This window comes from Bradyrhizobium sp. 63_E2_N1_3 (assembly GCF_052076005.1).
In the GTDB taxonomy this organism is placed as follows: domain Bacteria; phylum Pseudomonadota; class Alphaproteobacteria; order Rhizobiales; family Xanthobacteraceae; genus Bradyrhizobium; species Bradyrhizobium barranii.
The window spans coordinates 1-23,933 of the sequence record NZ_CP197235.1 but is presented as its reverse complement, the minus strand read 5'-3'; the positions used below and the strand labels follow the sequence as shown (position 1 = coordinate 23,933).

Annotated in this window: 17 protein-coding genes and 1 pseudogene; 2 read left to right on the top strand and 16 right to left on the bottom strand. The window is 64.1% G+C overall.

All coding sequences use genetic code 11. The features are described from left to right. The first annotated feature begins 33 nt into the window (after positions 1 to 33). Entirely contained in the window at positions 34 to 1,149 is a 1,116-nt protein-coding gene (locus AB7531_RS00090) for an FUSC family protein (RefSeq protein ID WP_063980110.1), read from the top strand. 4 nt (positions 1,150 to 1,153) lie between these two features. Here AB7531_RS00090 and AB7531_RS00085 read toward each other — a convergent pair whose 3' ends face one another. The 7 genes from AB7531_RS00085 to AB7531_RS00055 form a co-directional block, all read right to left on the bottom strand. Next, on the bottom strand, positions 1,154 to 2,467 hold the full coding sequence (locus AB7531_RS00085; protein WP_063980109.1) for an SMI1/KNR4 family protein: 1,314 nt from the start codon (positions 2,465 to 2,467) through the stop codon (positions 1,154 to 1,156). Between the two features lie 143 nt (positions 2,468 to 2,610). Next, positions 2,611 to 3,261, bottom strand: a complete 651-nt coding sequence (locus tag AB7531_RS00080) for a 2-hydroxychromene-2-carboxylate isomerase (RefSeq protein WP_063980108.1) — start codon at positions 3,259 to 3,261, stop codon at positions 2,611 to 2,613. 22 nt (positions 3,262 to 3,283) lie between these two features. Further along, positions 3,284 to 4,678 carry an MATE family efflux transporter gene (locus tag AB7531_RS00075; protein ID WP_063980107.1) on the bottom strand — a complete coding sequence of 465 codons (1,395 nt, stop codon included), beginning with the start codon at positions 4,676 to 4,678 and terminating at the stop codon, positions 3,284 to 3,286. Positions 4,679 to 4,906: 228 nt separating this feature from the next. Further along, positions 4,907 to 6,202: a UDP-N-acetylglucosamine 1-carboxyvinyltransferase gene (gene murA / locus AB7531_RS00070; protein ID WP_014491005.1), complete on the bottom strand. Its 1,296-nt coding sequence runs from the start codon at positions 6,200 to 6,202 to the stop codon at positions 4,907 to 4,909. Positions 6,203 to 6,556: 354 nt separating this feature from the next. Then, positions 6,557 to 7,024: a hypothetical protein gene (locus AB7531_RS00065; RefSeq protein WP_063980106.1), complete on the bottom strand. Its 468-nt coding sequence runs from the start codon at positions 7,022 to 7,024 to the stop codon at positions 6,557 to 6,559. 627 nt (positions 7,025 to 7,651) lie between these two features. Next, complete coding sequence (locus tag AB7531_RS00060) at positions 7,652 to 8,080, bottom strand: hypothetical protein (protein ID WP_199877118.1); 429 nt, start codon at positions 8,078 to 8,080, stop codon at positions 7,652 to 7,654. Between the two features lie 161 nt (positions 8,081 to 8,241). Beyond that, complete coding sequence (locus AB7531_RS00055) at positions 8,242 to 8,736, bottom strand: hypothetical protein (RefSeq protein WP_187387846.1); 495 nt, start codon at positions 8,734 to 8,736, stop codon at positions 8,242 to 8,244. 522 nt (positions 8,737 to 9,258) lie between these two features. Here AB7531_RS00055 and AB7531_RS00050 point away from each other — a divergent pair. After that, the gene (locus tag AB7531_RS00050) at positions 9,259 to 9,873 is read left to right on the top strand and encodes a MarC family protein (RefSeq protein ID WP_063980104.1); all 615 of its coding nucleotides are present in this window, start codon (positions 9,259 to 9,261) and stop codon (positions 9,871 to 9,873) included. Positions 9,874 to 10,086: 213 nt separating this feature from the next. Here the strand turns inward: AB7531_RS00050 and gyrB are convergent, their stop codons facing one another. From gyrB to dnaA, 9 genes and pseudogenes are all read right to left on the bottom strand, one after another. Then, positions 10,087 to 12,522, bottom strand: coding sequence for a DNA topoisomerase (ATP-hydrolyzing) subunit B (gyrB, locus tag AB7531_RS00045; protein WP_063980103.1), 2,436 nt, complete (start codon positions 12,520 to 12,522; stop codon positions 10,087 to 10,089). A gap of 282 nt (positions 12,523 to 12,804) precedes the next feature. After that, positions 12,805 to 13,548, bottom strand: a complete 744-nt coding sequence (locus AB7531_RS00040; protein WP_063980102.1) for a hypothetical protein — start codon at positions 13,546 to 13,548, stop codon at positions 12,805 to 12,807. 139 nt (positions 13,549 to 13,687) lie between these two features. Then, positions 13,688 to 13,873 (bottom strand): annotated as a pseudogene (locus tag AB7531_RS00035) (hypothetical protein); the annotation flags it as partial. A gap of 164 nt (positions 13,874 to 14,037) precedes the next feature. Then, complete coding sequence (locus tag AB7531_RS00030) at positions 14,038 to 16,476, bottom strand: arylsulfatase (RefSeq protein WP_063980101.1); 2,439 nt, start codon at positions 16,474 to 16,476, stop codon at positions 14,038 to 14,040. A gap of 245 nt (positions 16,477 to 16,721) precedes the next feature. Next, on the bottom strand, positions 16,722 to 18,905 hold the full coding sequence (locus AB7531_RS00025) for a hypothetical protein (protein ID WP_063980100.1): 2,184 nt from the start codon (positions 18,903 to 18,905) through the stop codon (positions 16,722 to 16,724). Between the two features lie 106 nt (positions 18,906 to 19,011). Beyond that, entirely contained in the window at positions 19,012 to 19,755 is a 744-nt protein-coding gene (locus AB7531_RS00020) for a hypothetical protein (RefSeq protein WP_063985953.1), read from the bottom strand. A 120-nt stretch (positions 19,756 to 19,875) separates the two neighbouring features. Further along, complete coding sequence (gene recF, locus AB7531_RS00015) at positions 19,876 to 21,012, bottom strand: DNA replication/repair protein RecF (protein ID WP_063980099.1); 1,137 nt, start codon at positions 21,010 to 21,012, stop codon at positions 19,876 to 19,878. Between the two features lie 109 nt (positions 21,013 to 21,121). Beyond that, on the bottom strand, positions 21,122 to 22,240 hold the full coding sequence (gene dnaN, locus AB7531_RS00010; protein ID WP_014491013.1) for a DNA polymerase III subunit beta: 1,119 nt from the start codon (positions 22,238 to 22,240) through the stop codon (positions 21,122 to 21,124). Positions 22,241 to 22,520: 280 nt separating this feature from the next. Beyond that, a partial coding sequence (gene dnaA, locus AB7531_RS00005) for a chromosomal replication initiator protein DnaA (RefSeq protein WP_063980098.1) occupies positions 22,521 to 23,933 on the bottom strand: 1,413 nt, incomplete at its 5' end.

Below are 23,933 nucleotides of genomic sequence, written 5' to 3'. Positions count from 1 at the left end.
GGCTCCAAGAGGATCGGACCGGGACATTCGACGATGGCATTCGCAAGACAAATGTTCGACCGGATCCGATCACGGCGCACGCAGTTGGGGCTGGCGATCCGGGTCACGGTGGCCGCAGTGGCGGCCTATGCGATCGCCACCGCGCTGCATCTGCTATTGCCGCTCTGGGCCGTGCTGACCTCGCTGATCGTGACCCAGATGAGCGTCGGCCGCTCGCTGAAGGCGACGCGCGACTACGTGCTCGGCACGATCGGCGGCGCCATCTATGGCGGCGCCATCGCGATCCTGATCCCTTATTCCACCGAGGCGGGCCTGTTGGGGCTGCTGGTGCTGGCGGTCGCGCCGCTCGCCTTCGTGGCCGCGATCAACCCAAGCCTCAACGCCGCCACGGTGACCGCGATCATCGTGCTGCTGGTTCCGACCATGCATCATTCAGATCCCCTGGCGTCGGCGATCGACCGCGTCAGCGAGGTCGGGGTGGGCGCCATCACTGGCCTGCTGGTCTCATTCCTAGTGCTGCCGTCCCGCGCCGTGCGGCAGATCCGCGCCAGCGCGGCCACGCTGCTCGAACTGATCGCGGATGCCTTCACCGAACTGCTCGCGGGGCTCACGCGCGGCCGCGACAACGACGCGCTGCACCGGATCCAGGACGGCATCGGCACGGCAATGGTGGGCATGAACGCGATCGGCGCCGAAGCCGAGCGTGAACGCTCCGTGCGACTGTCGAGCGGCCCCGACACCGGCCCGCTGCTGCGCACCGTGCTGCGGCTGCGCCATGACGTCGTGATGATCGGCCGTGCCACGGTGGTGCCGCTGCCGGCCGAGGTGCAGATGCGGCTTGCAGCCCCGCTGACGGAAGTCTCGACCGTGATCGCGCGATTCCTTCGCTCCGCCGCCGCGGCGCTGCGCGAGGGCGCCGGCGCGCCGGCGATCCATCCGGTCCACGTCGCGCTCCAGCATTATGCCGAGGCCGTCGCCGCCGTCCGTCATGACGGCCTGATCCGCGGCCAGCCCGGCGACACCGCCGAGCGCTTCTTTGCCATCGGCTTCTCGCTGGAGCAGATGCACCAGAATCTCTGCGATCTCGATCGCGTCGTCGGCGAATGGTCAGAGGCTTCGACCGACAAGTCCGCGCGCGTGGCGGAGTGATTCTTTAGAGGTCGAAGAAAGCGAGCGCTGCCGCGTCGCGCTGCTCGATGCCGTCGGTCAGCGCCTTCAGCGCGACATCGAAGCCGGGCTGCTTCTGCTCCAACTCCCATGCGCCGTCATGGTCCCACTGAAAGCACTGGCCATGTCGCTCGCCCGGCTCGACATGGAGCAGCAGGCAGCGACTGAGCTGTGATGGCTCGGCGATGGGCACCAGGTGTTTCAGCGACACGCCATACTCCTTGCGGAAATAGGCGCAGGCCTCTTCGAGCTCGTCCTCGGAATGAGCAATGAAGTCGAGGACGTTGCGCAGCTGCGTGGCCAGCTCGTCCGGTGCGTAGAAGCGTAGCTCGGAGGACGATTCAGGCAGCCGTACCAGCAGCTCGGTCTCGCCGCGGCTCAGCAGGAAATTGCGATAATCGTCGGGCAGTTTGACATCGATGGCCTGCTCTGCCGCGCTGACATCCGCTTCGCTGGCCGGCGTGCCGGGCTTCCAGCGCCAGCCCTTTGCGGTCGTGCCTGCCTTGCGCCGGGCTTCATATTCGGCGTAGCCGGGAAACAGCGTGATGACATCGTAGCCGCCGAACCGTGACCATTGATAGGCATCGTCAAAGGCTTCCTCCCGTCGCTCCGGAAAGAAGCCGCAAAGAATCTCGGCACGCTGGAGAATGCGATCATGGTTCGGAGCGATCTTGCAGAGATGCTCGATCGTCGCGAGCGCCGCGACCGGATTTTCCGCGAGAAGATAGACGTCGCTGAGCAATTCGAGGATGCTACCTTCAAGGTCGCCTTCGTACATGGACCAGGCGTAATGCGACTGTCCCGCAGCCCGCCGTGCGCGGAGCGCGTCACGCGCCTGTTCGGCAAAGCGCAGGGTCTGCGTAAAATCTTCGCCTGCGGCCTTGCCGTGATGAGCGGCGAGCCAGAGATACAACGGCTCATGTTCGGCCGGAGTGCCCTTGAGCGCGTCGAGCTGCGCGGCCTGCTCGGCCATCGGCGCGCTGAGCGCCAGGATCATCAGCTCATCGAGCCCCTTCTGCCAGTCCGGCTTGGCTCGCGGATTGGGACCGAGGTCGCGCAGCGTGTAGTTGGTATGATCCGTCTCGACATAGCCGGCTGCGACCAGCTTGGCGACATGGCGGCGGAAAGCCGCTGCGGCGCCGGCGATATCAGGAAATTCCTCGCGCAGGAATTCGTTCGCGTCGGGCTCGCCCTTCCAGTTCATATGAATGCCGATCACCATGGGATCGCTGCCCGGGACCAGCATCAGCTCGCGATCGTCATCGCCGGGTGCGCGGTGGAAGAACTTTGCCAGATACATGCGACCCTCCGAACGCGCCGCCGGGATCGGGGCGCCACGTCTCAGTCGCAGTTTCAGGGAAACCGGTTCATGCCGGCCGGCAAGAGCGTTTTCGAGCGAAGCGGATAGCGGTTCGCGTGAAGAAAACGCGTCCTAAACAACGGTCAGCGCTTTTTCAGGCCCTTAGCCACCATGCGCCAGAGCAGCAGGTCGATGCGGTCCTGGCCGAAGAACGGCTCGTTCTCGAACACGAAGGTCGGCACGCCCCAATGGCCGGAGGCGGCATGGTCCTTTTCGTTCTCGGCGATCACCCGCTCGTAGCGATCGGGGTCGGCACTGATCGCTTCATCCATCGCGGCGAGATCGAAGCCGGCCGCTTCAGTGGCGCGCGCGAGGTGATCGCCTTCGTTCCAGCCCGCCACCGAGCCGTCCCACAGCACGCGCGCGATCGCATCGGTGAATGCGAGCGAGCGGCCTTCGAGCTGCGCCATCGCACCCAGCCGGGTCAGGCGGTGGATGTAGGGCTGCTCGGCCGCAACATCGAACGTCGTCTTGTCCTGCACGATCGGATCGGGCCTCGGAAAGCGGAACGGGATGCCCTCGTGCTGCGCCACGCGCGTGCTGTCGAGCACCACATAGCGAATGAAGTTCGGACTGGCCTTCTTGAAGAAGCCGGGCACGCGGACGGCGAGCGGATAGACCGGCCGCAAATTCACCGCGAGATCGTACTCTTCGACGAGCTTGAGCGTCTTCGGCAGCGCCAGATAGCTGAAGGGACTGCGGTAGGAGTAGAAGAGATCGACGGACAGGGTCATTGCACCGGCTCCATGATCCCGATCATCCCGCCAGTCTGCGCGTCAGCATGCGGAAGCGCAAGATCAGGAGGCCAGCATAGACGAACGTGCCGGTCGAGAACCCGATCCAGACGCCGACCGCGCCGAGCCCGGCATTGAAGGCCAGCACCCAGGCGATGGGAAAGGCGACGCACCAATAGCCGATCGCCGCGAACAGCAACGTCATCCTGGTATCGTTGATGCCGCGCAGCGCGCCGGCCATGATGGTCTGGAGGCCGTCGGCGATGAAGAAGGTCGCTCCGACCAGCAGCAGGGTCGCCGTCAGCTCGACGGTGGCCGCGCTGGCCTCGCTGCTCCCGAAGAACAGCCGTCCGAGCGCGTAGCGGCCGAGGATGATGGCAACGGTCAGGGCCGAGACCAGCGCTACGCCAAGCACCGCCGCGACGAGGCCCGCTCGCCTCACCGCGGCCGGGTCGTCGCGGCCGAAAGCATGGCCGACGCGGACCGTCGCCGCCATGCCGATGCCAAGCGGGACCATGAACAGCACGGCGGTGACCTGGAGCGCGATCTGGTGCGCGGCAAGCGCCGTGGTCGAGATCAATCCCATCAGCAGCGCGGCGGACGAGAACAGACCATATTCCAGCAGCAGGGAAAACGAGATCGGCGCACCGACCGCGATGAGCTGGCGCATCAGGGGCCAGTCGATCCGCCACAGATGGGCGAGCGGGCGGTAGTCCGCGAATGGCTTTCGCCATGCGGCGATGGCGAGCACGGCGAGGAAGGTGCCGAGATTGACGAGCGTGGTCGCGAGCCCCGCGCCGAACAGGCCGAGCTCCGGCAGGCCGAACAGGCCGTGGATCAGGCAATAGACCAGCGCCGCGTTGGCGGGGATCGCTGCAACGGTGATCCACAGCGGCGGCTGCGGCCGGTTCACCGCGCTCATCATGCTGCGCAACGCGATGAAGCCGAGCGCCGGCGCGATGCCCCAGGCCAGCCCGTTCAGATAGCGCTGCGCGAGCGCGGCCGATTGCGGCGCCTGTCCGAGCGCCAGCAGGATGCGCTCGCCATAGAGCGGCGAGGCCATCATCGGCAGCGAGATCAGGAGTGCGATCCACAGGCCGGCGCGCAGGGAGCGGCGGATGCGCTTGACGTCGCCGGCGCCGAACGCCTGCGCGGCCAGCGGCGACACCGCGGCCATCAATCCGAGCCCGAAGGTGAAACTGACGAAATAGACGGTGTGCGCCAGCGCGGCGGCCGCGACCGCATCCTCGCCGAGCCGCCCGATCAGCGCGAGATCGGTCGTGATCATCGCGATCTGCCCGAGCTGCGTCAGCATCATCGGCACGGCCAGCCGCAGCGTCTCGACGAACTCTTCGGCGAGATGGTTTTGCGGCACGCCGGCTTGCGGCTGCGGACGAGGCTGGACGGTGTCGAGCATGGCGGTTGCAATAGCACAGCCGCACGTCGAAAACATGGCCCAGCTCTCGTGTCCCGGACGCGCGAAGCGCGAGCCGGGACCCGGGAGCCAAGGGCGCGGCTCTCAGGAACCGTAGGGTGGGCAAAGGCGCGCTTGCGCCGTGCCCACCATCAGTCCAACGCGGCAACAGAAGCGGTGGGCACGCTACGCTTTGCCCACCCTACGATACTGTGGCGCGGAGAGAACTTCTCAGCCCTTCCTTTCAGGCACGCGCCTGATCTTGGCGCCGAGCGCGTTCAGGCGTTCGTCGATGCGCTCGTAGCCGCGCTCGATCTGGTCGGCGTTGTTGATCGTGGAGGTGCCCTCGGCGCAGACCGCGGCGAGCAGCATCGCCATGCCGGCGCGGATGTCGGGCGAGATCATCGATGCGCCACGCAGGCGGCTGGGGCCGGCGATGATGGCGCGATGCGGATCACAGAGAACAATTCGCGCGCCCATGGCGATCAGCTTGTCGACGAAGAACATCCGCGATTCGAACATCTTCTCGAACATCAGGATCACGCCGTCGCATTGCGTGGCAGTGACGATCGCGATCGACATCAGATCGGCCGGGAAGGCCGGCCAGGGCTGATCTTCCAGCTTCGGCACGTGGCCGCCGAAATCGTCCTGGATCTTCAGCGTCTGGTTCGAGGGCACGATGAGATCATCACCCTCGATGCGGCAGACGATGCCGAGCCGCTCGAACCCCATGCGGATCGAGCGCAGATGCTCGACGCCGGCGCGCACGATGCGAAGCGGGGAGCGCGTGACGGCCGCAAGCCCGATCAGCGAGCCGACTTCGATATGGTCGGGCTGGATCCGGTAGGTCGTGGCGCCCAGCGTCGCCGGTCCATGCACGATCATGGTGTTGGTGCCGATGCCCTCGATTCGCGCGCCGAGCGCGACCAGGAAATTGGCGAGGTCCTGCACATGCGGCTCGGAGGCCGCGTTGCGCAAATGGGTGACGCCGTCGGCGGCGACCGCCGCGACCAGCGCGTTTTCGGTTGCGGTGACGCTCGGCTCGTCCAGAAACACGTCAGCACCGGCAAGCTTTGCCGCGCGGAATTCGAGCCGGTCGGTGGCGGTGACCTTGGCGCCCAGTTGTTCGAGCGCGAGCACATGGGTGTCCAGGCGGCGGCGGCCGATGACGTCGCCGCCGGGCGGCGGCAGCATCACTTCGCCGCAGCGGGCGAGCAGGGGGCCTGCGAGCAGGATCGAGGCGCGGATACGGACGCAGAGCTCGGGGTCGAGGTCGGCGGCGCGGATGCTCTTGGCGTGGATGTGCAGCGTATTGCGGGCGGTCCATTCCGCCGCCGCGCCGACCGAGCGGATCAGCTCGACCAGCGTCTCGGTGTCGCGGATCCGCGGCACGTTCTCCAGCGTCACCGGATGCTCGGTGAGCAGGGCGGCGGCGATGATCGGCAGCGCCGAATTCTTGTTGCCGGACGGCTCGATCGAGCCCGAGAGCCGGTGACCGCCCTCGACAATGTACTGGATGGGCGCCACGGGGTTCTCGCTGTCCTGTTGGGTGGGGTGTTTCGGGCGGAAACTACAGAGAATTGAGCGCGGGAGCAATTGTGCTCGCTGCGGTTAGAGCCAGCCTGTTAGCCCCGAAGAGGCTGCTAGCCCCTCATGGTGAGGAGCGCGGAACGCGCGTCTCGAACCATGAAGGCCCGGACATCTCGCTTGCGACCATCCTTCGAGACGCCCGCTTCGCGGGCTCCTCTGTCCCGTGCTGAGGAGCGGGCTTCAATGCCCCAGGATGAGCCGGTCTCCCGTCCGCCACCGCGCGAGCCATTCTATCCCGCCCGGCGACCTTGAAGTTACAAGGATGAGGATCGGAGCTTGCGGCAAGCGGCCCTAGAACAGGCCGATGTTGTTCGCCACCACATAAAGGACGACGATCAGCATCAGGACGCCCATGGCGAGGAACGATATCTCGATGGCGATGGCGCCGCTGCCGAGCGCGGCCGCGACGCCCGCCAGAAGCCTCTCCTCGCGAAACACGAGCGCGAGCACGGAGAACAGGATGGCGAGCAGGCCGAGCGAGATCGCGCCGATCGAGGATGCCTCCCTCAGCTGGCTTCCCGTCGACTTCTCGCGTGGCGGCGCCTGATACTCGACGCCCTTGACCCGCGCGATCATGCGATCCTTCAGGCGGTGGCCGGTGTCGACAATCACTTTGTCGGCCGGCGGCGGCGGGTAGATCGCGGGTATGACCCAATGCGGCAACACGGCCGCGATCAGCGCCAGCACACCGACGATGCTACCGATCACGCCGAGACGGCGAGAGGGGAGGACAGGGCTGGCAGTTGCGGAACTGGTCATGGCCGCGACGTTTCCCGGCCAGAACGGGCCGATGGGTTCACGCCATTTCGTCGTGATGGCCGCTGGTCGGGTTCATCGGCGGTGTTTCCACAGCGTCATGGCCGAGCATAGCCGTCCAAAGGACGGCGTCGCTTCCGCTCGCCTGTCCCGGCCATCCACGCCTTTGCCCCGATGCACGAAGAACGTGCCCTGGGACAATCCCGGGCATGACGCCCCTTCGTGAATGTGTCTCCACACAAATAACTTTGACACAGTCGCCCGAAATTTCGCAATAGAATCAAGGGTCACTCGACGTGCCGTAAAATAATTCTCTGACTCAAATAACTCAACAGCCTGACTCTAGGAACGCGCTCCAACGCCTAACTCTGACTCTACCGCGTCGGGCGCCGCTTCTGGTTGTATCGACGCCTTTGCAAGGCGGCGCACTGGAACGTCCCGCACTCGGCGGACGCGGGAGGGTATACTTAGGTGGCCATCGAAGGCGTCATTGGCCAAGAAGTTAACGGTCTATCGAGAGTTTGAAGGCCTGCAGGTGCGGACGCCATCAGGTGTTGACCGATGATTAAACGTCATGAGCTCGCTCGATCTAAGCGAACCACGTCGAGCTTCATCAGAATGGCAATTGCGTCATGATTTATCGCGAGCGAATACGACATCGAACCTCTGTTTGGCGACCACCTGATCAAAGACGCCGTTCAGCCGGTCGTTGGCCGCGTCATAATTGAGCGTGTAGGTCGAGCCGTTGTAACCGGCGGCGCGCAACTCGAAGAGCAATTTGAGCGCGTTACCGTCCCTGCTCGCGACCGCGACATGAAAAGGCAATGGTCTCGGATTTGCGTAGCTCGCGTCGAGTTTGCCGTCCGCGTCAACAGCTCGGATGGTGATCACGTAACCTCCCTGGAGACGTACCCAGCGGCCGAGTAGCCTGTCAAATGCCGGTTCAGCTGACGACTGCCTTGCGGCCGTCGTTGCGGATGGCTGCTGAGAAGGCTGCTGCGCCAATGCCGGATTCACGATCAGGGAGAGGCAGAGCATCACAAATGGAATGGGATTCATATTGGTTCGATCCGCTTGGTTGCTTCTTCGTCGATCCCGCCCCATGAACCTTGCTTCCTGCCATGAAGCGCTCAGGCCGCTTTATTTGTAAAGCCCCGGCAGTGGCTCAGATCAGTCGCGCTCCGCTACTAAATCGGGTGACATATTGTAAGGTAAACTTATTATTGCTGCAGAGCATTTTCTACAGTCATTGCGATCCATGCAGAACTCGATAGACCCTGCTTGCGTGCGGTGGCATTGAGCGCGTCGACGACATCCGGCGCAAGTGGAACGTTGACAATGACGTCCAGCCCGCTTTCCAAGCTGTAGACCAACTGCGTGATTTGCCCAGCGAAGCGCCGAACCTTTGCAGCTTTTTCTGCATCAGTCTGCGAGCTTTCTTGAGCGACGATCAGGCAGTAAGCGCCGACAAGATGACTTACAATCTGACTCTTTGCCATACCGTCCCGACGTAGAGTATCGATAGTCGAGTTGAGCCGGCCGAGACTTCCCATCGCGTCAGCGTCGGGAAGAAGGGCCTTCATTCTTTCAAGCTTTGAGGGATCGCTGCTGGTAAAATTGAAAGGACAGTTGAGTTTTTCGATAGCGGCGGAGGGCTCTGGCGAGAGCATGATTCCCAATAGCATGAGGCTTCGCGGCAGTGACATCTTAGTCATGGGATGCTCCGTCATTTGTGAGCCAGACGGAGAGACTGCTACGCTGATCAAGTTAGAGCAATATGCCTGAACCGCGGGACACTCTAACGAAAATTGTCAGGGAGACTGACGCTTGGTGTAGGTGATCACGTGCCACGTCGTTCCTCGAGGACGACCACGGCGGACCTGTAGCGGGTGATGGCGCGTCGCAGCGTTGCAGCCCACTGAAACCGCCTTCGCGAGATTTTCGGGTCGTTCGATTTTCAGCTTTGCAATAAGGTCGCCAAATGAGCCGAGCGCCAAATCGCTCGGCTTGCGAATCAATGACGGATAACTGTCGACGGAGATGTTGGAAAAGTTATTGACACTCTGTGACATCGCACCAAGCTAGCCGTCGTTCTCGACCCGAATGCCAAAGCGATGTTTTCGATCCGACATTCAGCCCGTTTACCGATTTCGCACTGCCAGAGGCTAGGACGCGCGTCAGAATAATCACGCACCCGGCGATTGAGCAAATGCCCCTAGAATTTGTGAGTCGATCGCGTGACAGACCTTCACCAAATTCTGCAAGCGATTGTAACCATTTTGGCCGTTATCAATCCCGTAGTGTGCGGTTCGCTCTTTCTGAGCCTGACGCCGAATCTGACCGCGCCGGAACGACGACGCGAGGCGGCCAAGGTCGCCCTCAACATTCTGATCATATTGATGGGCTCTGCGTTGGTCGGACTCAAGGTTTTAAGCATCTTCGGGATTTCGCTTGACGTGTTCAGGGTCGTCGGCGGAATGATCATCGCGTATATGGGATTCGATATGCTGCGTGGCAGCCATACGGTTGCTCAGGCGCCGCCCGACAATAGCGACGCGGACGTTCAGGGCTCACTTGTACCACTTTTAATGTTTGCAGCCGGTCCCGGAACTATTACGGCCGTGGTCACGTTGGCAGCTGTTCATACGCCCGATGGTTTGCCGGTGACGGCAATCATCGCCGCTGTCGCTGGAGCAGGCGTAACATTTGTGGCGTTGACCCTCGCTGTTCGGCTTGGGCCTCGTCTAGGCCGAGGCACGCAAGCGACAGTCACACGCTTCATGGGGCTCATCGTAGCGTCCATGGGAATGCAATTCGTGCTGGTCGGCCTAAAGGCGTTTCTTGAGACTTAGGGTCACAATCATCGCGTAGCGAACAATCGGCCAATGAGGTGGCGCTCGAGGGCATCCTTCCCGCGGAAAGCTTTCGCTTGTTCGAGCCGTTTTACACCACAAAGGAAAATGGTCTCGGTCTCGGGATGTCAATCTGTTCGACGATAATTGAGGCGCATGGAACGTCATGCCCAGGACAAGCCCGGGCATGACGATCACCCAAAGCCACGAGCCTCAGATATCGATCGTCGCGCTCAGCGAATGTTCCTGGATGAAGTCGCGGCGCGGCTCGACCACGTCGCCCATCAGCTTGGTGAAGATGTCGTCGGCCTCGTCGACTTCCTTGACCTTCACCTGCAGCAGCGAGCGCGCATCGATGTCCAGCGTCGTTTCCCAGAGCTGCTCCGGGTTCATCTCGCCCAGACCTTTGTAACGCTGCAGCGTGATGCCCTTGCGGCCGGCGTCGGTGACCGCTTCGAACAGGTCGACCGGGCCGTAGACCATGTGCTCGATGTCCTTGCGCCGCAGCTTGCCAGGGCGGGCATAAACGTCCTGGAGCTTCACGGTGTATTCGTCGAGCTTGCGGGCTTCGACCGAGCCCAGGAAGGCGGCGTCGATGACGGCGGCTTCCTTGACGCCGCGCACGGTGCGTTCGAACTGGAAGCCCTGGCCTTCCACGTACTGGCCGACCCAGCCGCGCTCGACCTCCTCGGCCTGGTTGTCCAGCCGTCCCGCGATGTATTGTGCCGCTGCGGCGGCTTTCTCGGGATCGCCGTAGATCGCCTTGTTGAGCACGCCGGTGATGGCGGCCTGCTCGATCACCTTGCGATTGTAGCGGCTGTGCAGATTGCGCAGGACGCTGCGGACGGTGCGGGCGTCGTCGACCAGCGAGCGCAAATCGCGGCCGGTGCGATCACCGCCGACGCCGGGAATGAAGACGCAGTCGTCGAGGCCTGTGTCGATCAGATAATCCTCGAGCGCCCGCTCGTCCTTCAGATACTGCTCGGACTTGCCGCGGCTGACCTTATAGAGCGGCGGCTGGGCGATATAGAGGTAACCGCCGTCGATGATGTCGCGCATCTGACGGTAGAAGAAGGTCAGCAGCAGCGTGCGGATGTGGGCGCCGTCGACGTCGGCGTCCGTCATCACGATGATCTTGTGATAGCGCAGCTTCTCGATCGAGAATTCGTCGCTGATGCCGGTGCCGAGCGCGGTGATCAGCGTGCCGATCTGCTCGCTTCCCAGCATCTTGTCGGGGCGGACGCGCTCGACGTTGAGGATCTTGCCGCGCAGCGGCAGCACCGCCTGGAATTCGCGGTTGCGGCCCTGCTTGGCGCTGCCGCCTGCCGAGTCGCCCTCGACGATGAAGAGTTCGGACTTGGCCGGATCCTTTTCCTGGCAGTCGGCGAGCTTGCCGGGCAGCGAGGAGACCGAGAGCGGGCTCTTGCGCGTCAGCTCACGCGCTTTTCGCGCGGCTTCACGCGCGGCGGCGGCCTGGATCACCTTGCCGACGATCATCTTGGCTTCGCTAGGGTGCTCCTCGAACCAGGCCTGGAGCGCCTCGTTGAGGACGTTCTCGACCACGGGACGCACTTCCGAGGACACCAGCTTGTCCTTGGTCTGCGACGAGAATTTCGGATCGGGCACCTTCACCGAGAGAACGGCGGTGAGACCTTCACGGCAGTCGTCGCCGGTCAGCGCGATCTTTTCCTTCTTCGCATTGGCCTCGGCATAGCCGTTGACCTGGCGTGTCAGCGCGCCGCGGAAACCGGCCAGATGGGTGCCGCCGTCACGCTGCGGGATGTTGTTGGTGAAGCACAGCACGTTCTCATGGTAGCTGTCGTTCCACCACAGTGCCGCCTCGACGCCGATGCCGTTGGCCTCCGCGCGCACCATGATCGGCGCCGGCACGATCGCCTTCTTGTTGCGGTCGAGATATTTGACGAACTCCTCGACGCCGCCGGAATAGTGCATCTCCTCGCGCTTCTCGACCGCATGGCGCATGTCTGAGAGCGCGATGTTGACGCCGGAATTGAGGAAGGCGAGCTCGCGCAGGCGGTGCTCCAGCGTCGCGAAATCATATTCGATGTTCTTGAAGGTTTCCGTCGAGGCCTGGAACGTCACCTCGGTGCCGCGCTTGCCCGGCGCGTCGCCGACCACCACCAGCGGTGCGACCGCATCGCCATGGGCGAACTCGATGTAGTGCTCCTTGTTGTCGCGCCAGATGCGCAAGCCGAGCTTGCTCGACAGCGCGTTGACGACGGAGACGCCCACGCCGTGCAGGCCGCCGGAGACCTTGTAGGAATTCTGGTCGAACTTTCCACCGGCATGGAGCTGGGTCATGATGACCTCGGCCGCGGAGATGCCTTCGCCCTTGTGGATGTCGACGGGAATGCCGCGGCCGTCGTCGCGCACCGTGACGGAATTGTCGGCATTGAGCACGACGTCGACGCGCGTAGCGTGGCCCGCGAGCGCCTCGTCGATCGCGTTGTCGACGACCTCGTAGACCATGTGGTGCAGGCCCGAGCCGTCGTCGGTGTCGCCGATATACATGCCCGGGCGCTTGCGGACGGCGTCGAGACCCTTGAGCACGCGGATCGATTCCGCCCCGTAATCGCTTGGATTTGAGGGCTCGTTTTCGGCAGGCGTCTGCCGAGCAGGTTCTGTCATGAGAGGCCTTCGAGATGTCGCCCGAATCAGCGGCGCAAAAGGCGCTGATTTGCAGGCTATTTGTGCCATGAAAGACCGCTTGCGCCTAGCGCAAAGTATCTTCCGGCAACCCTTTGACGAAATAGGGATTTTTTGCCGGTTTTCAAGGCTCCTGGAGGCCGATTCTGGGGCTTGCGAAAAGGGCGATTCGAGGCCCTGTTTTTAGCTCTTGAAGGCGTGGATTTTGCGGGGCGGAGAAGCGCGTTCCCAGGCGCCGTGGCGCCCCGGAACAGGCCACCAGGTTCAGTAGATCTGATCCGGCCTCTTGTCGTCGTCGCCCAAGCTGAGGGACCAGGCCTCGCCTGAGGCCACGGTGATGGTATCGGTGCGCACCGGATAGCCCGACACGACCAGCTTGTAGGAATATTTGCCGGGCGGCAGATCCAGCGTTTGTGGGTGATTGACGCCGCCCGCGATCTTGATGGTCTGATCGTTGATCGTGAGCGAAGCCGTGTCCGGCGCGAGATAGCCGAATATCAGCCGCGCTTGTCCTGCTATCGGCAGGAAATTGGCCTTCGCCGCGGCCTCCGTATTCCGCTGCACCAGGCTGACAATGGTCTCGTCCTGCGCGCGGCCAAGCTTCAGGGTGGCCGGCCCCTTGGGTGAGGCGAAGGCGAGCTGCACATGATCGGCGGCAACCACAGTGCTTTCAGGCCTTTCCTCCCAGCCACGCTTTGCGAGCTCCCTGCGGTAGAAGGCGAGCACATCGCTGAGCTGGGCCTGCACATGGGCTTCGAGTCCGACCCGCAGCGGGATTTCGATGCCGGTCATATGGGTGGTGTTGGAGCTGGAGAAGTTGTGTTGCTTCGGCACCGGCATCTCGGCGTTTGGATCCGCCGGTGTGAGTGCGGCCGAAGTTTGCGGTGACGGGTGCGGCAGCCATCCGCCGGCGCCTGCGGCGACCAGGCCGCCCGCGAGAAGAGCGAGGCCGCACGCGAACAGCCGCCATCGTGCCGGGACCTTCGTTCTGCGCCTCACCGTCGTCATGCCACTCTCCAGGGATGTCGCGCGTTGTAGTCTTCGCGCGATGCAGCGGCTGCGACACAGTCGCCGCCGCCTCCGGACGACTAGTCGCCCCACCAACTGGACAGGTTCAACCTGGCCGTTACAGGCACAGGCGGCGGGATCAATACATCTGAAGCGGCAGCACGTCGTCGCTTGGCCCCACCAGGAGGCCCCAGGCGTCGCCGGCGGCAACGGTCAGGGTTTCGTTGCGAGCGGGCTGCCCGGGCAGGCGCAGCGCGTACTGATACTTGCCGGGCGGTAGATCCAACATCGGGCCTTTCGGCGATTGCGGGCCGCCGGCGCCGGCAACGCATCCAGCGCGCCAAATGAAGAATCCACTGCCGGCACTCCCTTCTATACGCGATGATATTTCGCGCGGGCTTTCGAAGCGGATCCCGCCGAACGATTTCTTAGCGAAGAAGGATGAGTCGTGGCGTTGGGGCCGACATGAATCGCCACGACTTGTCGCGCTCAGTCCCTCGCTCTTTCGAGCGCGTGTCGAATGACCTTTTGCTCATCCTCCGTCATCTGCGTCGCGCCAAGCTTGAAGGTCAGCTTGTCGATCTTGCCGGTGAAACGGAAGGGCAGCTTATAGCTGTCGTCCACCGTCGTGCGGGTGTCGCTGCCGATGTCAAACGTTTCGTCGATGGCCATAAGAAACGGAATCGTGTGCGGGATCGTCTTTGCGGCCACCAGCTTGCCATCGGCCGTCAGTACACCGGTGCCACCCTTACCCGGGCCGGGTCCGTTGTACTTGAAGTCGAATACAATGGTGTGCTTGCCCGGCTTGAGCGCATCGGTAAACAAGTCGCGACCGCCAATGCCGCCTTCCCAGCGGTACCGTTCTAGATCGAGCAGGTTATAGACGAAGACAGGCTTGCCTTTGAGCAGGTAGAGGGCGTATCCGCCAAAGCGACCGCCTAGAGTTGCGATCATTCCTTCCGCGCCGCCCTTAGGAACGGTAACCTCGGCCGTGATCGTGTAATCCTTATTGAGAAGGCTCGGAGCGTTAGCGTCAGGGATGCCAGCGTTCTCACCAGAATATGTGAAAACGGTTCGTCCGGCGGTCGCGCTTGGGCGCGGTGTCACAATGCGGGGCAGGACCGAGTTGTCCAGCGGAAAGACCTGGTATTTCGCCGCCTCCGACAGGAACAACGCTTGCAACTCCTTGAGCTTGTCGGGATTCCTGGCTGCGAGGTCATTGGCCTGCGAGTAATCCTCGGCGATGTTGTAAAGCTCCCACTTGTATTCATTGATCCCCGGCAGCTTGGCGGTGCCCAGAAGCCAGGGAGGCGCAGGCGGCGTCGTACATGCATACCAACCATCGTGATAGATGCCGCGGTTCGCGAACATCTCGAAATACTGCGTGTCGCGCTTTGACGGCGCGTTGGCGTTAGCCTGGTCGAACGTATAGGCCATGCTGACGCCCTCGATGGGCCTTTGCTTGATGCCATTGACGGTGTCGGGAGCCTGAATGCCTGTGGCTTCCAGAATCGTCGGCACGATGTCGATCATGTGATGGAATTGGCTGCGGATGCCGCCGACGTCCTTGATGTGGCCGGGCCATGAGATGGCCATGCCTTGCCGGGTGCCGCCGAAGTGCGATGCCACCTGCTTGGTCCACTTGAACGGGGTGTCGAAGGCCCACGACCACGCCACCGACATATGCGGGTAGGTCTTGTCGGAGCCCCAATCCTCGTAGTGCAGCATCAGCTCGGTTTCGGGCAGTTTCAGAATGCCGTTGTAGGCGGTCATCTGGTTCGGCGTGCCCTCGAGGGTTCCTTCGGCGCTGGTGCCATTGTCGCCGCTGATGTAGATGATCAGGGTGTTGTCGAGTTTGCCCATGTCCTCGACCGCCTGGATGACGCGGCCGATTTCGTAGTCGGTATACGCCGCATAGCCGGCAAACACCTCGGCTTCGCGCGCGTACAATTTCTTCTGGATGAACGAGAGCGAGTCCCACTTCGGCAGCGTATCCGGCCAGGCGGTGAGCTGGGTGTTCGCCGGGATCACCCCGAGTTTCTTCTGGTTGGCGAAGATCTGCTCGCGCAGCTTCTCCCAACCCATGTCGAACTTGCCCTTGAACTTCTCGCTCCATTCCTTCTTCGGCTGATGCGGCGAATGGGTGCCGCCGGGCACGTAGTAGACGAAGAACGGCTTCTCGGGCGCCGCCGCGTTCAGTCCGTTCATGTAGTTGATGGCGTCATCCGCCATGTCGGTGATGAGGTTGTAGCCGGTCTTGCCGACCCATGGAAAAACCTGGCTCGTGTTGCGGAAAAGGTAAGGCGTCCACTGGTCGGTCTCGCCGCCCATGAACCCATAAAAATACTGAAATCCCATGCCGATTGGCCATTGGTCGAACGGCCCGGCTGAGCTGTACAGATAGGTCGGGGTGTTGTGGTTCTTGCCGAACCATGAGGTGGCAAATCCGTTATCCCGCAGAATGGTCCCGATCGTCGCACTTTCCTGGCCAATGACGGAATCGTAGCCCGGATAGCCGGTGGACATTTCACCGATCACGCCAAACCCGACCGAGTGGTGGTTGCGGCCGGTGATCAGCGCTGCCCGCGTCGGCGAGCAGAGCGCTGTCGAGTGAAACTGCGTGTAACGCAGGCCCGCCTTGGCGATGCGATCCATGTTCGGGGTCGGGATCACCCCACCGAAGGTGCCGGTCACGCCATAACCCTGGTCGTCGGTCATGATCAGCAGCACGTTCGGCGCGCCTTTGGGCGGCACAACGGACGGTGGCCAGTATGGCTTGGAGTCCGTGGCATCTTCCTTGATCACGCCTTCGAACTTCGGAGGCTCAGGCGGAAGCTGCTTGCCATCGATGGTTGTCGTGGCGCTCGGCGAACCCGGCGTGCCGGTGGTTTGCTGCGCGAGGCTGGTCGTCTCCAGCGCGCACAGCATAAAAGCGACGGTCAGTGCAGTGCCGCAAAGCAGCAAGTTGCGGTGGTTTAGTAAGCGGCTTTCTGGCTTTGAGCTATCGTCAACGTGACGGGTACGCGTCATTGCAAGCTCCCTCTTGGAGACGTCAGAACCTTGTTGACGCCTATTCGGGAGGCAACGCCGCAACGCTCTGTTGATTTAGATCAACTTTCCGCCCACGGGTCCGAAACGCCGGCTGCGCGTGGGCGCACCTGCTTCGTCGCACCTCAATACATCTGCAGCGGAAGCACGTCGCCGCTTGGCCCCACCAAGAGGCCCCAGGCGTCGCCGGCGGCTACGGTCAGGGTCTCGTTGCGAGTGGGCTGCCCGGGCAGGCGCAGCGCGTACTGGTACTTGCCGGGCGGCAGATCGAGCATCGGGCCTTTCGGCGATTGCGGGCCGCCGGCGCCGGCCGCGATCTTGATGGTCTGCTTGTTGATCGTCAGCGACGCCTCCTTCGGCCCGATATTGCCGAGCATCAGCCTCGCCTGTCCCGCCTTGGGCATGATGTCGGCCTTGGCCGCTGCCTGCGGATTCCGCTGCACCAGGCTGACCGTTGTCTCCTCCCTGGCGCGGCCGAGCTTCAGCATGGCCGGCCCCTCCGGCGAGGTGAACGCCAGCTCCGCCCGCTCGGCGGTAACAGTCGCGCCGTCAGTCTTTTCCTGCCAGCCGCGCTTGGTGAGCTCTGCGCGATAGAAGGCGAGGACATCTGAGAGCTCAGCCGGAATGCTGGCTTCAAGCTCCTTGCGGAACGACTGGTCGCTGCCGGGGAATTTCGTCGAGCTGATCCCGCTCGAGCTGCGCTGCGTCGGCACCGGCAGGGCGGAATCGGGATCGGGCTTCAGCGGCTCGGTCGATTTGGCCTGCATGGCCTTGGATTCTGTCGGTTTGGATTGTGCCGATTTGGTCTCGACCGGCTTCGCCGCGGCCACGACCAGGCCGGAGCCGGTGGCGCTGACATTCACTTTCGGGCCCATCTGCATCACGGTCATCGAGATCGACTTGCCGCCCTTGGAGAACTCCATCACCGCCATGTTGGGCTGGTTGATGACGGAGGGCTGCTCCTTCCAGCCCGCGTTCTTCAGCGATGCGCGGTAGAAGGTGCCGAGCGCCTTCACGCTCGAATTGGAGGAGAATTCGAGCCGACCGTCGCCGCCTTCGAATATCACGCCCTCGGCGGTCTCGGGCAGCGGCACCGGTGTCTTGCTGTCGGCGAGCGCATTGAGCGGCGCATCGGAGAGTCCGGCGGCCTGCACCTTGCGCCGCGCCTCGTCGGCGGCGATCATCTTCTGTGCGGCTGCTGCGGCATCGCTGAAGAACTTGTCGTCGGCCTCCTTCTTCGCCTTGGCGCGGGCGGCAAGCGCGGAGTCCTTCACCTGCACGTTCAGGCTGATCATGGTGAAATCATATTTGCGGCCAAGCCGCAGCACGCCGGTCTCCTCGGCGTTGGAGACTTTGATTGCGACTTCGTCGCCGGGCGCGAGCGGCGCGCTGCCATCTTCCTGCCAGCCGCGCGCGGCGAGCTCGCGGTGATAGAAGGCGAGCACGGCGGGCAGCTCGGCCATCGCGGCGGCCGACATCTCGCGCTTGTTGGAGCTTGCGCTGCCGAGGCCCCTGGCCGTCTTGGTCGGGGTTGGCCGCGGCAGGCCGGCCAGATCGCCATCGGCCTTGAGCTCGCTGGGCAGCGCGAAGGGCGCGACGCGGATATCGATATTGGTGCGGCCGTCGTCGCGGCGTGTCAGCGTCAGCATCACCGGCTTCTGCTGGTAGAAGCCGGTGTCCTTGCTGTCAGGGTGCGCGTAGAAGGCGCGCAGGCCGTTGGGAACGGTTTCATCCAGGCTGGTCGTCCAGCGCGCGGCGGTTTCCGGCGTGAGTTTCTGCCAGCCGATCGCGGCCATCTGGCTGGCGTAGAAATCCGACGTCGCATCGAGCGCGCTGGGCGCGATGCAGCCGAGATAGGGCCGGGTCCCATCGAACATGATGTCGCTCGCGCCGTCCGGAAACGGCACGTTCCCGTAGATCCGGTCGGTCGTGTAGTAGACCACGGATTGATCGGGCCGGCCGAGGGCCTGCGTGAAGTGAACCGAAAGGCCCTGCCGTCCCTTCTTGAAGTTCAGATTGGTGCTCTTCTCCTCCAGCGGCCTCACATAGAGCACCCAGCCGTCGGCGCTGAGGAGTTTCTTCACCGCCGGCGATGTCACGGCTTCCGGCGTCGGCATGCGGTATTCGACGCGGTAGGGATCGGGGCGCGAGGTGTCTTCCACCGCGCCCTCGAGCTGCGGCAGCGCATGGACGTCGACGATGCCTCCGTCGGCGGCGGCCGCGGTCGAGCAGCTCGCCATCAGGACAAGGCCGCAGGCAAGCAGCTGCCATCGTGCCGGGACTGGCGTCCCGCGCGGGATCATCGACATCGTCACGTCTCCAGGATATCGCGCACGGCTCAGGCGTGCGCATTTGCAGGCTGCGACACCGTCGGCGCGGCCTCAGACGAGAAGTCGCGGCAGAAACCCGGGAGGTTCAATACAGCAGGAGCGGCGACCATGCCTCTCCGTCGCGCCCGACCGTAAGCTCCCAGGTATCGCCGGCAGCGAAGTTGAGGATGTTCGTCGTGGCTGGATGGCCCGGCACGCTCACCTCGTAGGAATATCTGCCGGGCTGCAGATCCAGCGAAACCGCGTAGGCGCCGGCGGCGTGCTTGATGGTCCGGTCGTTGATCGTGAGCGAGGCTTCCGTTTCGCTGATATTGGAGAACACCAGCTTCGCCTGGCCGGGCTCGGGCATCACGTTCGCATTGGCCGCGACAGATGCGTTCTTCTGCACGAGATTGACGGCGGTGCTGGCGTCTTTGCGGTCGAGCGCCAGCATGCCAGGTCCGAGCGGGGAGGCGAAGGCGAGCTTGACGTGATCGGCGGAGACCACCGCGCCATCGCGCTGCTCCTGCCAGCCGAGCTTGCTGAGTTCGGTGCGGTAGAAGGCGAGGACGTCGCCGAGCTCGGCGGGCACGGTGGCCTCCAGCCTTGTGCGGAGTGGCGTTTCAATGCCCTTGACGACGGTGGTGTGCGTTCCTCGGTAGCTGTAACGGGTCGGCGCGGGCAGCTTGGCAGCGGGGTCCGGCGTGAGTGCCGACGCGAACAGCGGCGACAGATGCGGCACCCAGGCGCTGGCGCTTGCTGCGAGCATGCAGACCGCAAGCAAGAGGAGGCCGCACGCAAAGGCCAGCCATTGAGCCGGGACTCGCGCCCCGGTCCTTACCGTCCGCATCTCATTCTCCAGGGTTTTCGCGCGTGACGTCATTTGCGCGCTGGCGACGGCCGTGACAGGCATCGCCACGGCCTCAAAAGGCTAGTCGCGATTGCAAACGGCCGGGTTCAACGGCGCGGTCTAGCGCCGGGCGGAGACACGTCCGCTCTCGACGTCAAAGACGTCGCCGCCTGCGCCAATGTCGGCAAAGGCGGCGGGGTCGGCGCCGGTCAGCCACACCTGCGCGCCGAGCTTGCGCAGCTCCTCGAACAGCGCCGCGCGCCGGTTCGGATCGAGATGCGCGACGACCTCGTCGAGCAACAGCAGCGGCACGATGGCGGTCATCTCAGCGACCAGGCTCGCATGCGCCAGCACGAGGCCAATCAGCAGCGCCTTCTGCTCGCCGGTCGAGGCATCGCGCGCCGGCATGCTTTTCGGCGCATAGATCACCTGGAGATCGGTGAGGTGCGGGCCGTCGGTGGTGCGGCCGGCGATGGCGTCGCGCGGGCGGTTGTCGCGCAGGATCTGGCGGTAGCGGTCCTCGACCGACGTCGCGGTCTCCGTGAGCAGCGCATTCTCCATCCAGCCGTCCAGCGCGATTTGCGCGGACGGAAAGGCGGATTCCTGCGCGCGGGCGTTGAGCATGCCGGTGAGGCGCGCTGCGGTCTGGCCGCGCGTTGCGGCGACCGCGACCGCAAGCTCCGCGGTCTCGCGCTCGATCGCATCACACCAATGGTCGTCGTAATTGCGCGTCTCGAGCAGGCGGTTGCGCGAGCGCAGGGAGCGTTCGAGCGCGGAGATGCGGCTGGAATGCTCGCTGTCGATCGCCAGCACCAGGCGGTCGAAGAAGCGCCGCCGCTCGGAGGCCGCGCCCATGAACAGCCCGTCCATCGCCGGCGTCAGCCACACCATGCGGATATGGTCGCCGAAGGCGGTGGCCGAATTGACCGGCTCGCGGTCAATGCGGCAGCGCCGGCTGACTGTGGCGTCCGCGCGCGGCGCGTCGATGCCGGTGCCGAGCGTGGCGAGCCCCAGCGCGCCCTCGACCTGCGCCGACACCGCCCAGGAGCCGTCGCCCTGGTTGTCGGCAACATCTTCCAGCGTGGCGCGCCGCAAGCCGCGGCCCGGCGACAGGAACGAGATCGCCTCGATGCAATTGGTCTTGCCGGCCCCGTTCGGCCCGACCAGCGCCACCATGTCAGCCGCCGTCTCGAGCCCCGCCGCCCGATAATTGCGAAAATGCGTCAGCGTCAGGCGTTGAATGCGGGAGGGGGTCATATCACTCTGTCATTGCCGGGCACCCACGTTCTCAGGCTCCCAAGACGTGGATGGCCGGGACAAGCCCGGCCATGACGTATGTAGGCAATGCGAAGGAGGCCGGTAGGCCTCACACCCGCATCGGCATCAGCACGTAGAGCGCGCTCTTGTCGTCCTTGTCCTGCACCAGGGTCGGCGAGCCGGGGTCGGCGAGCTTCAGCGTGGCGACGTCGCCTTCGATCTGGGCGGCGATGTCGAGGAGGTAGCGCGAGTTGAAGCCGATATCGAGGGCGTCGGAGGCGTATTCGACTTCGAGCTCTTCGGTCGCGCTGCCGGAATCAGGGTTGGTGACCGATAGCACCAGCTTGCCCGGCGACAGCGAGAGCTTCACGGCCCGGCCGCGCTCGCTGGAGATGGTGGAGACGCGGTCGACCGCGTTCTCGAAATCCTTCTTGTCGACGACGAGTTCCTTGTCGTTGCCCTGCGGGATCACGCGGCCATAGTCGGGGAAGGTGCCGTCGATCAGCTTCGAGGTCAGCACCACATTGCCGATCGTGAAGCGGATCTTGGCCTGCGACAGCTCGATCGTGACTTCGGCCTCGTTGTCCTCGATCAGGCGCTGCACCTCGCCGACGGTTTTCCGCGGCACGATCACGCCGGGCATGCCGTCGGCGCCCTTGGGCTGGACCAGGTCGAGCTGGGCGAGCCGGTGGCCGTCGGTGGCAACGCCGCGCAGGGTGGCGGCCGTGGCCGTGCCCGCGGCGTGCAGATAGATGCCGTTGAGATAATAGCGCGTCTCTTCGGTCGAGATCGCGAACTGGGTGCGGTCGATCAGCCGCTTGACGTCCTTGGCGGCGAGCGAGAACGAGTGCGACATGTCGCCGGCGGCGAGATCCGGGAAATCATTCTCCGGCAGGGTCTGCAGCGTGAAGCGCGAGCGGCCGGCGCGGATCGCCAGCACGGCGCGGTCGCCGTCGGCCTCCAGCACGATCTGCGAGCCATCGGGCAGCTTGCGCACGATGTCGTAGAACATGTGCGCCGGCACGGTGGTGGAGCCCGCGGTCGCGGTTTCGGCCGGGAGCGTCTCGGTCACCTCGAGGTCGAGGTCGGTCGCCTTCAGCGACAATTTCGCGTTCTCGGCGCGGACCAGCACGTTGCCGAGGATCGGAATGGTGTTGCGGCGCTCGACCACGCGGTGGACATGACCCAGCGATTTCAGGAGTTGCGCGCGTTCGACCGTAACCTTCATTGCACTACTCGCCCGATCCCCAAGGAAACACAACGTTGGAAAAGCCGGGCGGCGGGACGCGCGCCACGGCATCGAAGACCCCGAAAAGCCGGATCATCCAGCCGATATGACCAAAGCCGTCAGGGTCGCGCAAGGTGGCGCGGAAAGCCATCCGTTTCAAGGGATTGCGGGGTGGTTCCCCACGATTTACAGCCCAAAAGGAGGGCGGCCGTCCCGGCAAACGAACACCGCCGCCCAGGCATGGCCGGGGCGGCGGGAGAATGGCAGGAGCCTTAGGCGTTTATTCCTGAAGCTGGCGCTTCAGCGACTCGACTTCCTCGGACAGCGCCGTGTCCTTGTTGACCAGCGCCTCGATCTTGCGCACGGCGTGCAGCACCGTGGTGTGGTCGCGCCCGCCGAAGCGGCGGCCGATCTCGGGCAGCGAGCGCAGGGTCAGCGTCTTGGCGAGATACATCGCCACCTGGCGCGGACGGACCACGTTGGCGGTGCGGCGCGAGGACAGGAGGTCGGAACGGCTGACATTATACTGCCGCGCCACCACGCGCTGGATGTCCTCGATCTTGATCCGCTTCGGCTCCTGCGGCCGGACCAGATCGCGCACCTCGCGCTCGGCCATCTCCAGCGTCACCGGCTGGTTGTTCAGCTTCGAATGCGCGAGAAGCCGGTTGATCGCGCCTTCGAGGTCGCGGCCGTTATGGGTGATGGTGCGCGCCAGATAGAGCAGCACCTCCTCCGGCACGTCGAAGGTGGCGTGATGGGCGCGGGCCGCCGCGACGCGCGACTTCAAGATGCCATGCCGCAGTTCTTCGCCGAGCGAGCCCATCTCGACCACGAGGCCGCCGGCGAGGCGCGAGCGCACGCGATCGTCGAGGCTTTCGAGGTCGGACGGCGGACGGTCGGCCGCGATCACGACCTGGCGGCCGGCATCGATCAGCGCGTTCAGCGTGTGACAGAACTCGGCCTGGGTCGACTTGCCCTGCAGGAACTGGAGGTCGTCGATTACGAGCACGTCGATGCCGCGCAGCGCTTCCTTGAAGGCGAGCGCCGTCTGCGTCTTCAGCGCGGCGACGAAGCCGTACATGAATTTTTCGGCCGTGAGATACAGCACCTTGCGCTCGTTGCCGGAATTGCCGGCCCAGGTCACGGCCTGGAGCAGATGCGTCTTGCCGAGGCCAACGCCGGCATGGATGTAGAGCGGATTGAACATGACGGGATCGCCGCGACGCCCTTCGGCGACCTGACGAGCCGCCGCATGCGCCAGCGTGTTGGAGCGGCCGACGACGAAGCTTGCAAAGGTCAGGCGCGGATCGAGTGGCGAGCCGCCGAGCGCGTCGTGGTTTGCGGAGACCGGCGCAGTCGCCGTCGAGCGCAGTTCCGGCGCGGGCGCGCGGCGTGTTTCGACCGGCGCAGGCGTCTCCTTCTGCTGCACGACCGGGCGCACCGCGGAGCGAACGGTGAGATCGATGCGATGAACTTCCGGCGCCTCGGCCTGCCAGCACGACAGTACGCGCTCGGCATAATGCGCCTGAATCCAGCTCTTCAGGAAGCGCGTCGGCACCGAGAGCCGCACGCTCTCCTCCTGCACGCCTTCCAGATCCATACGGGCGAACCAGCTCGTATAGACGTCTTCGCCTACGTTCGAGCGCAGCCGGCTCTTCACGCGTGACCAGCGATCCTGTTCCGATGTGTTCAT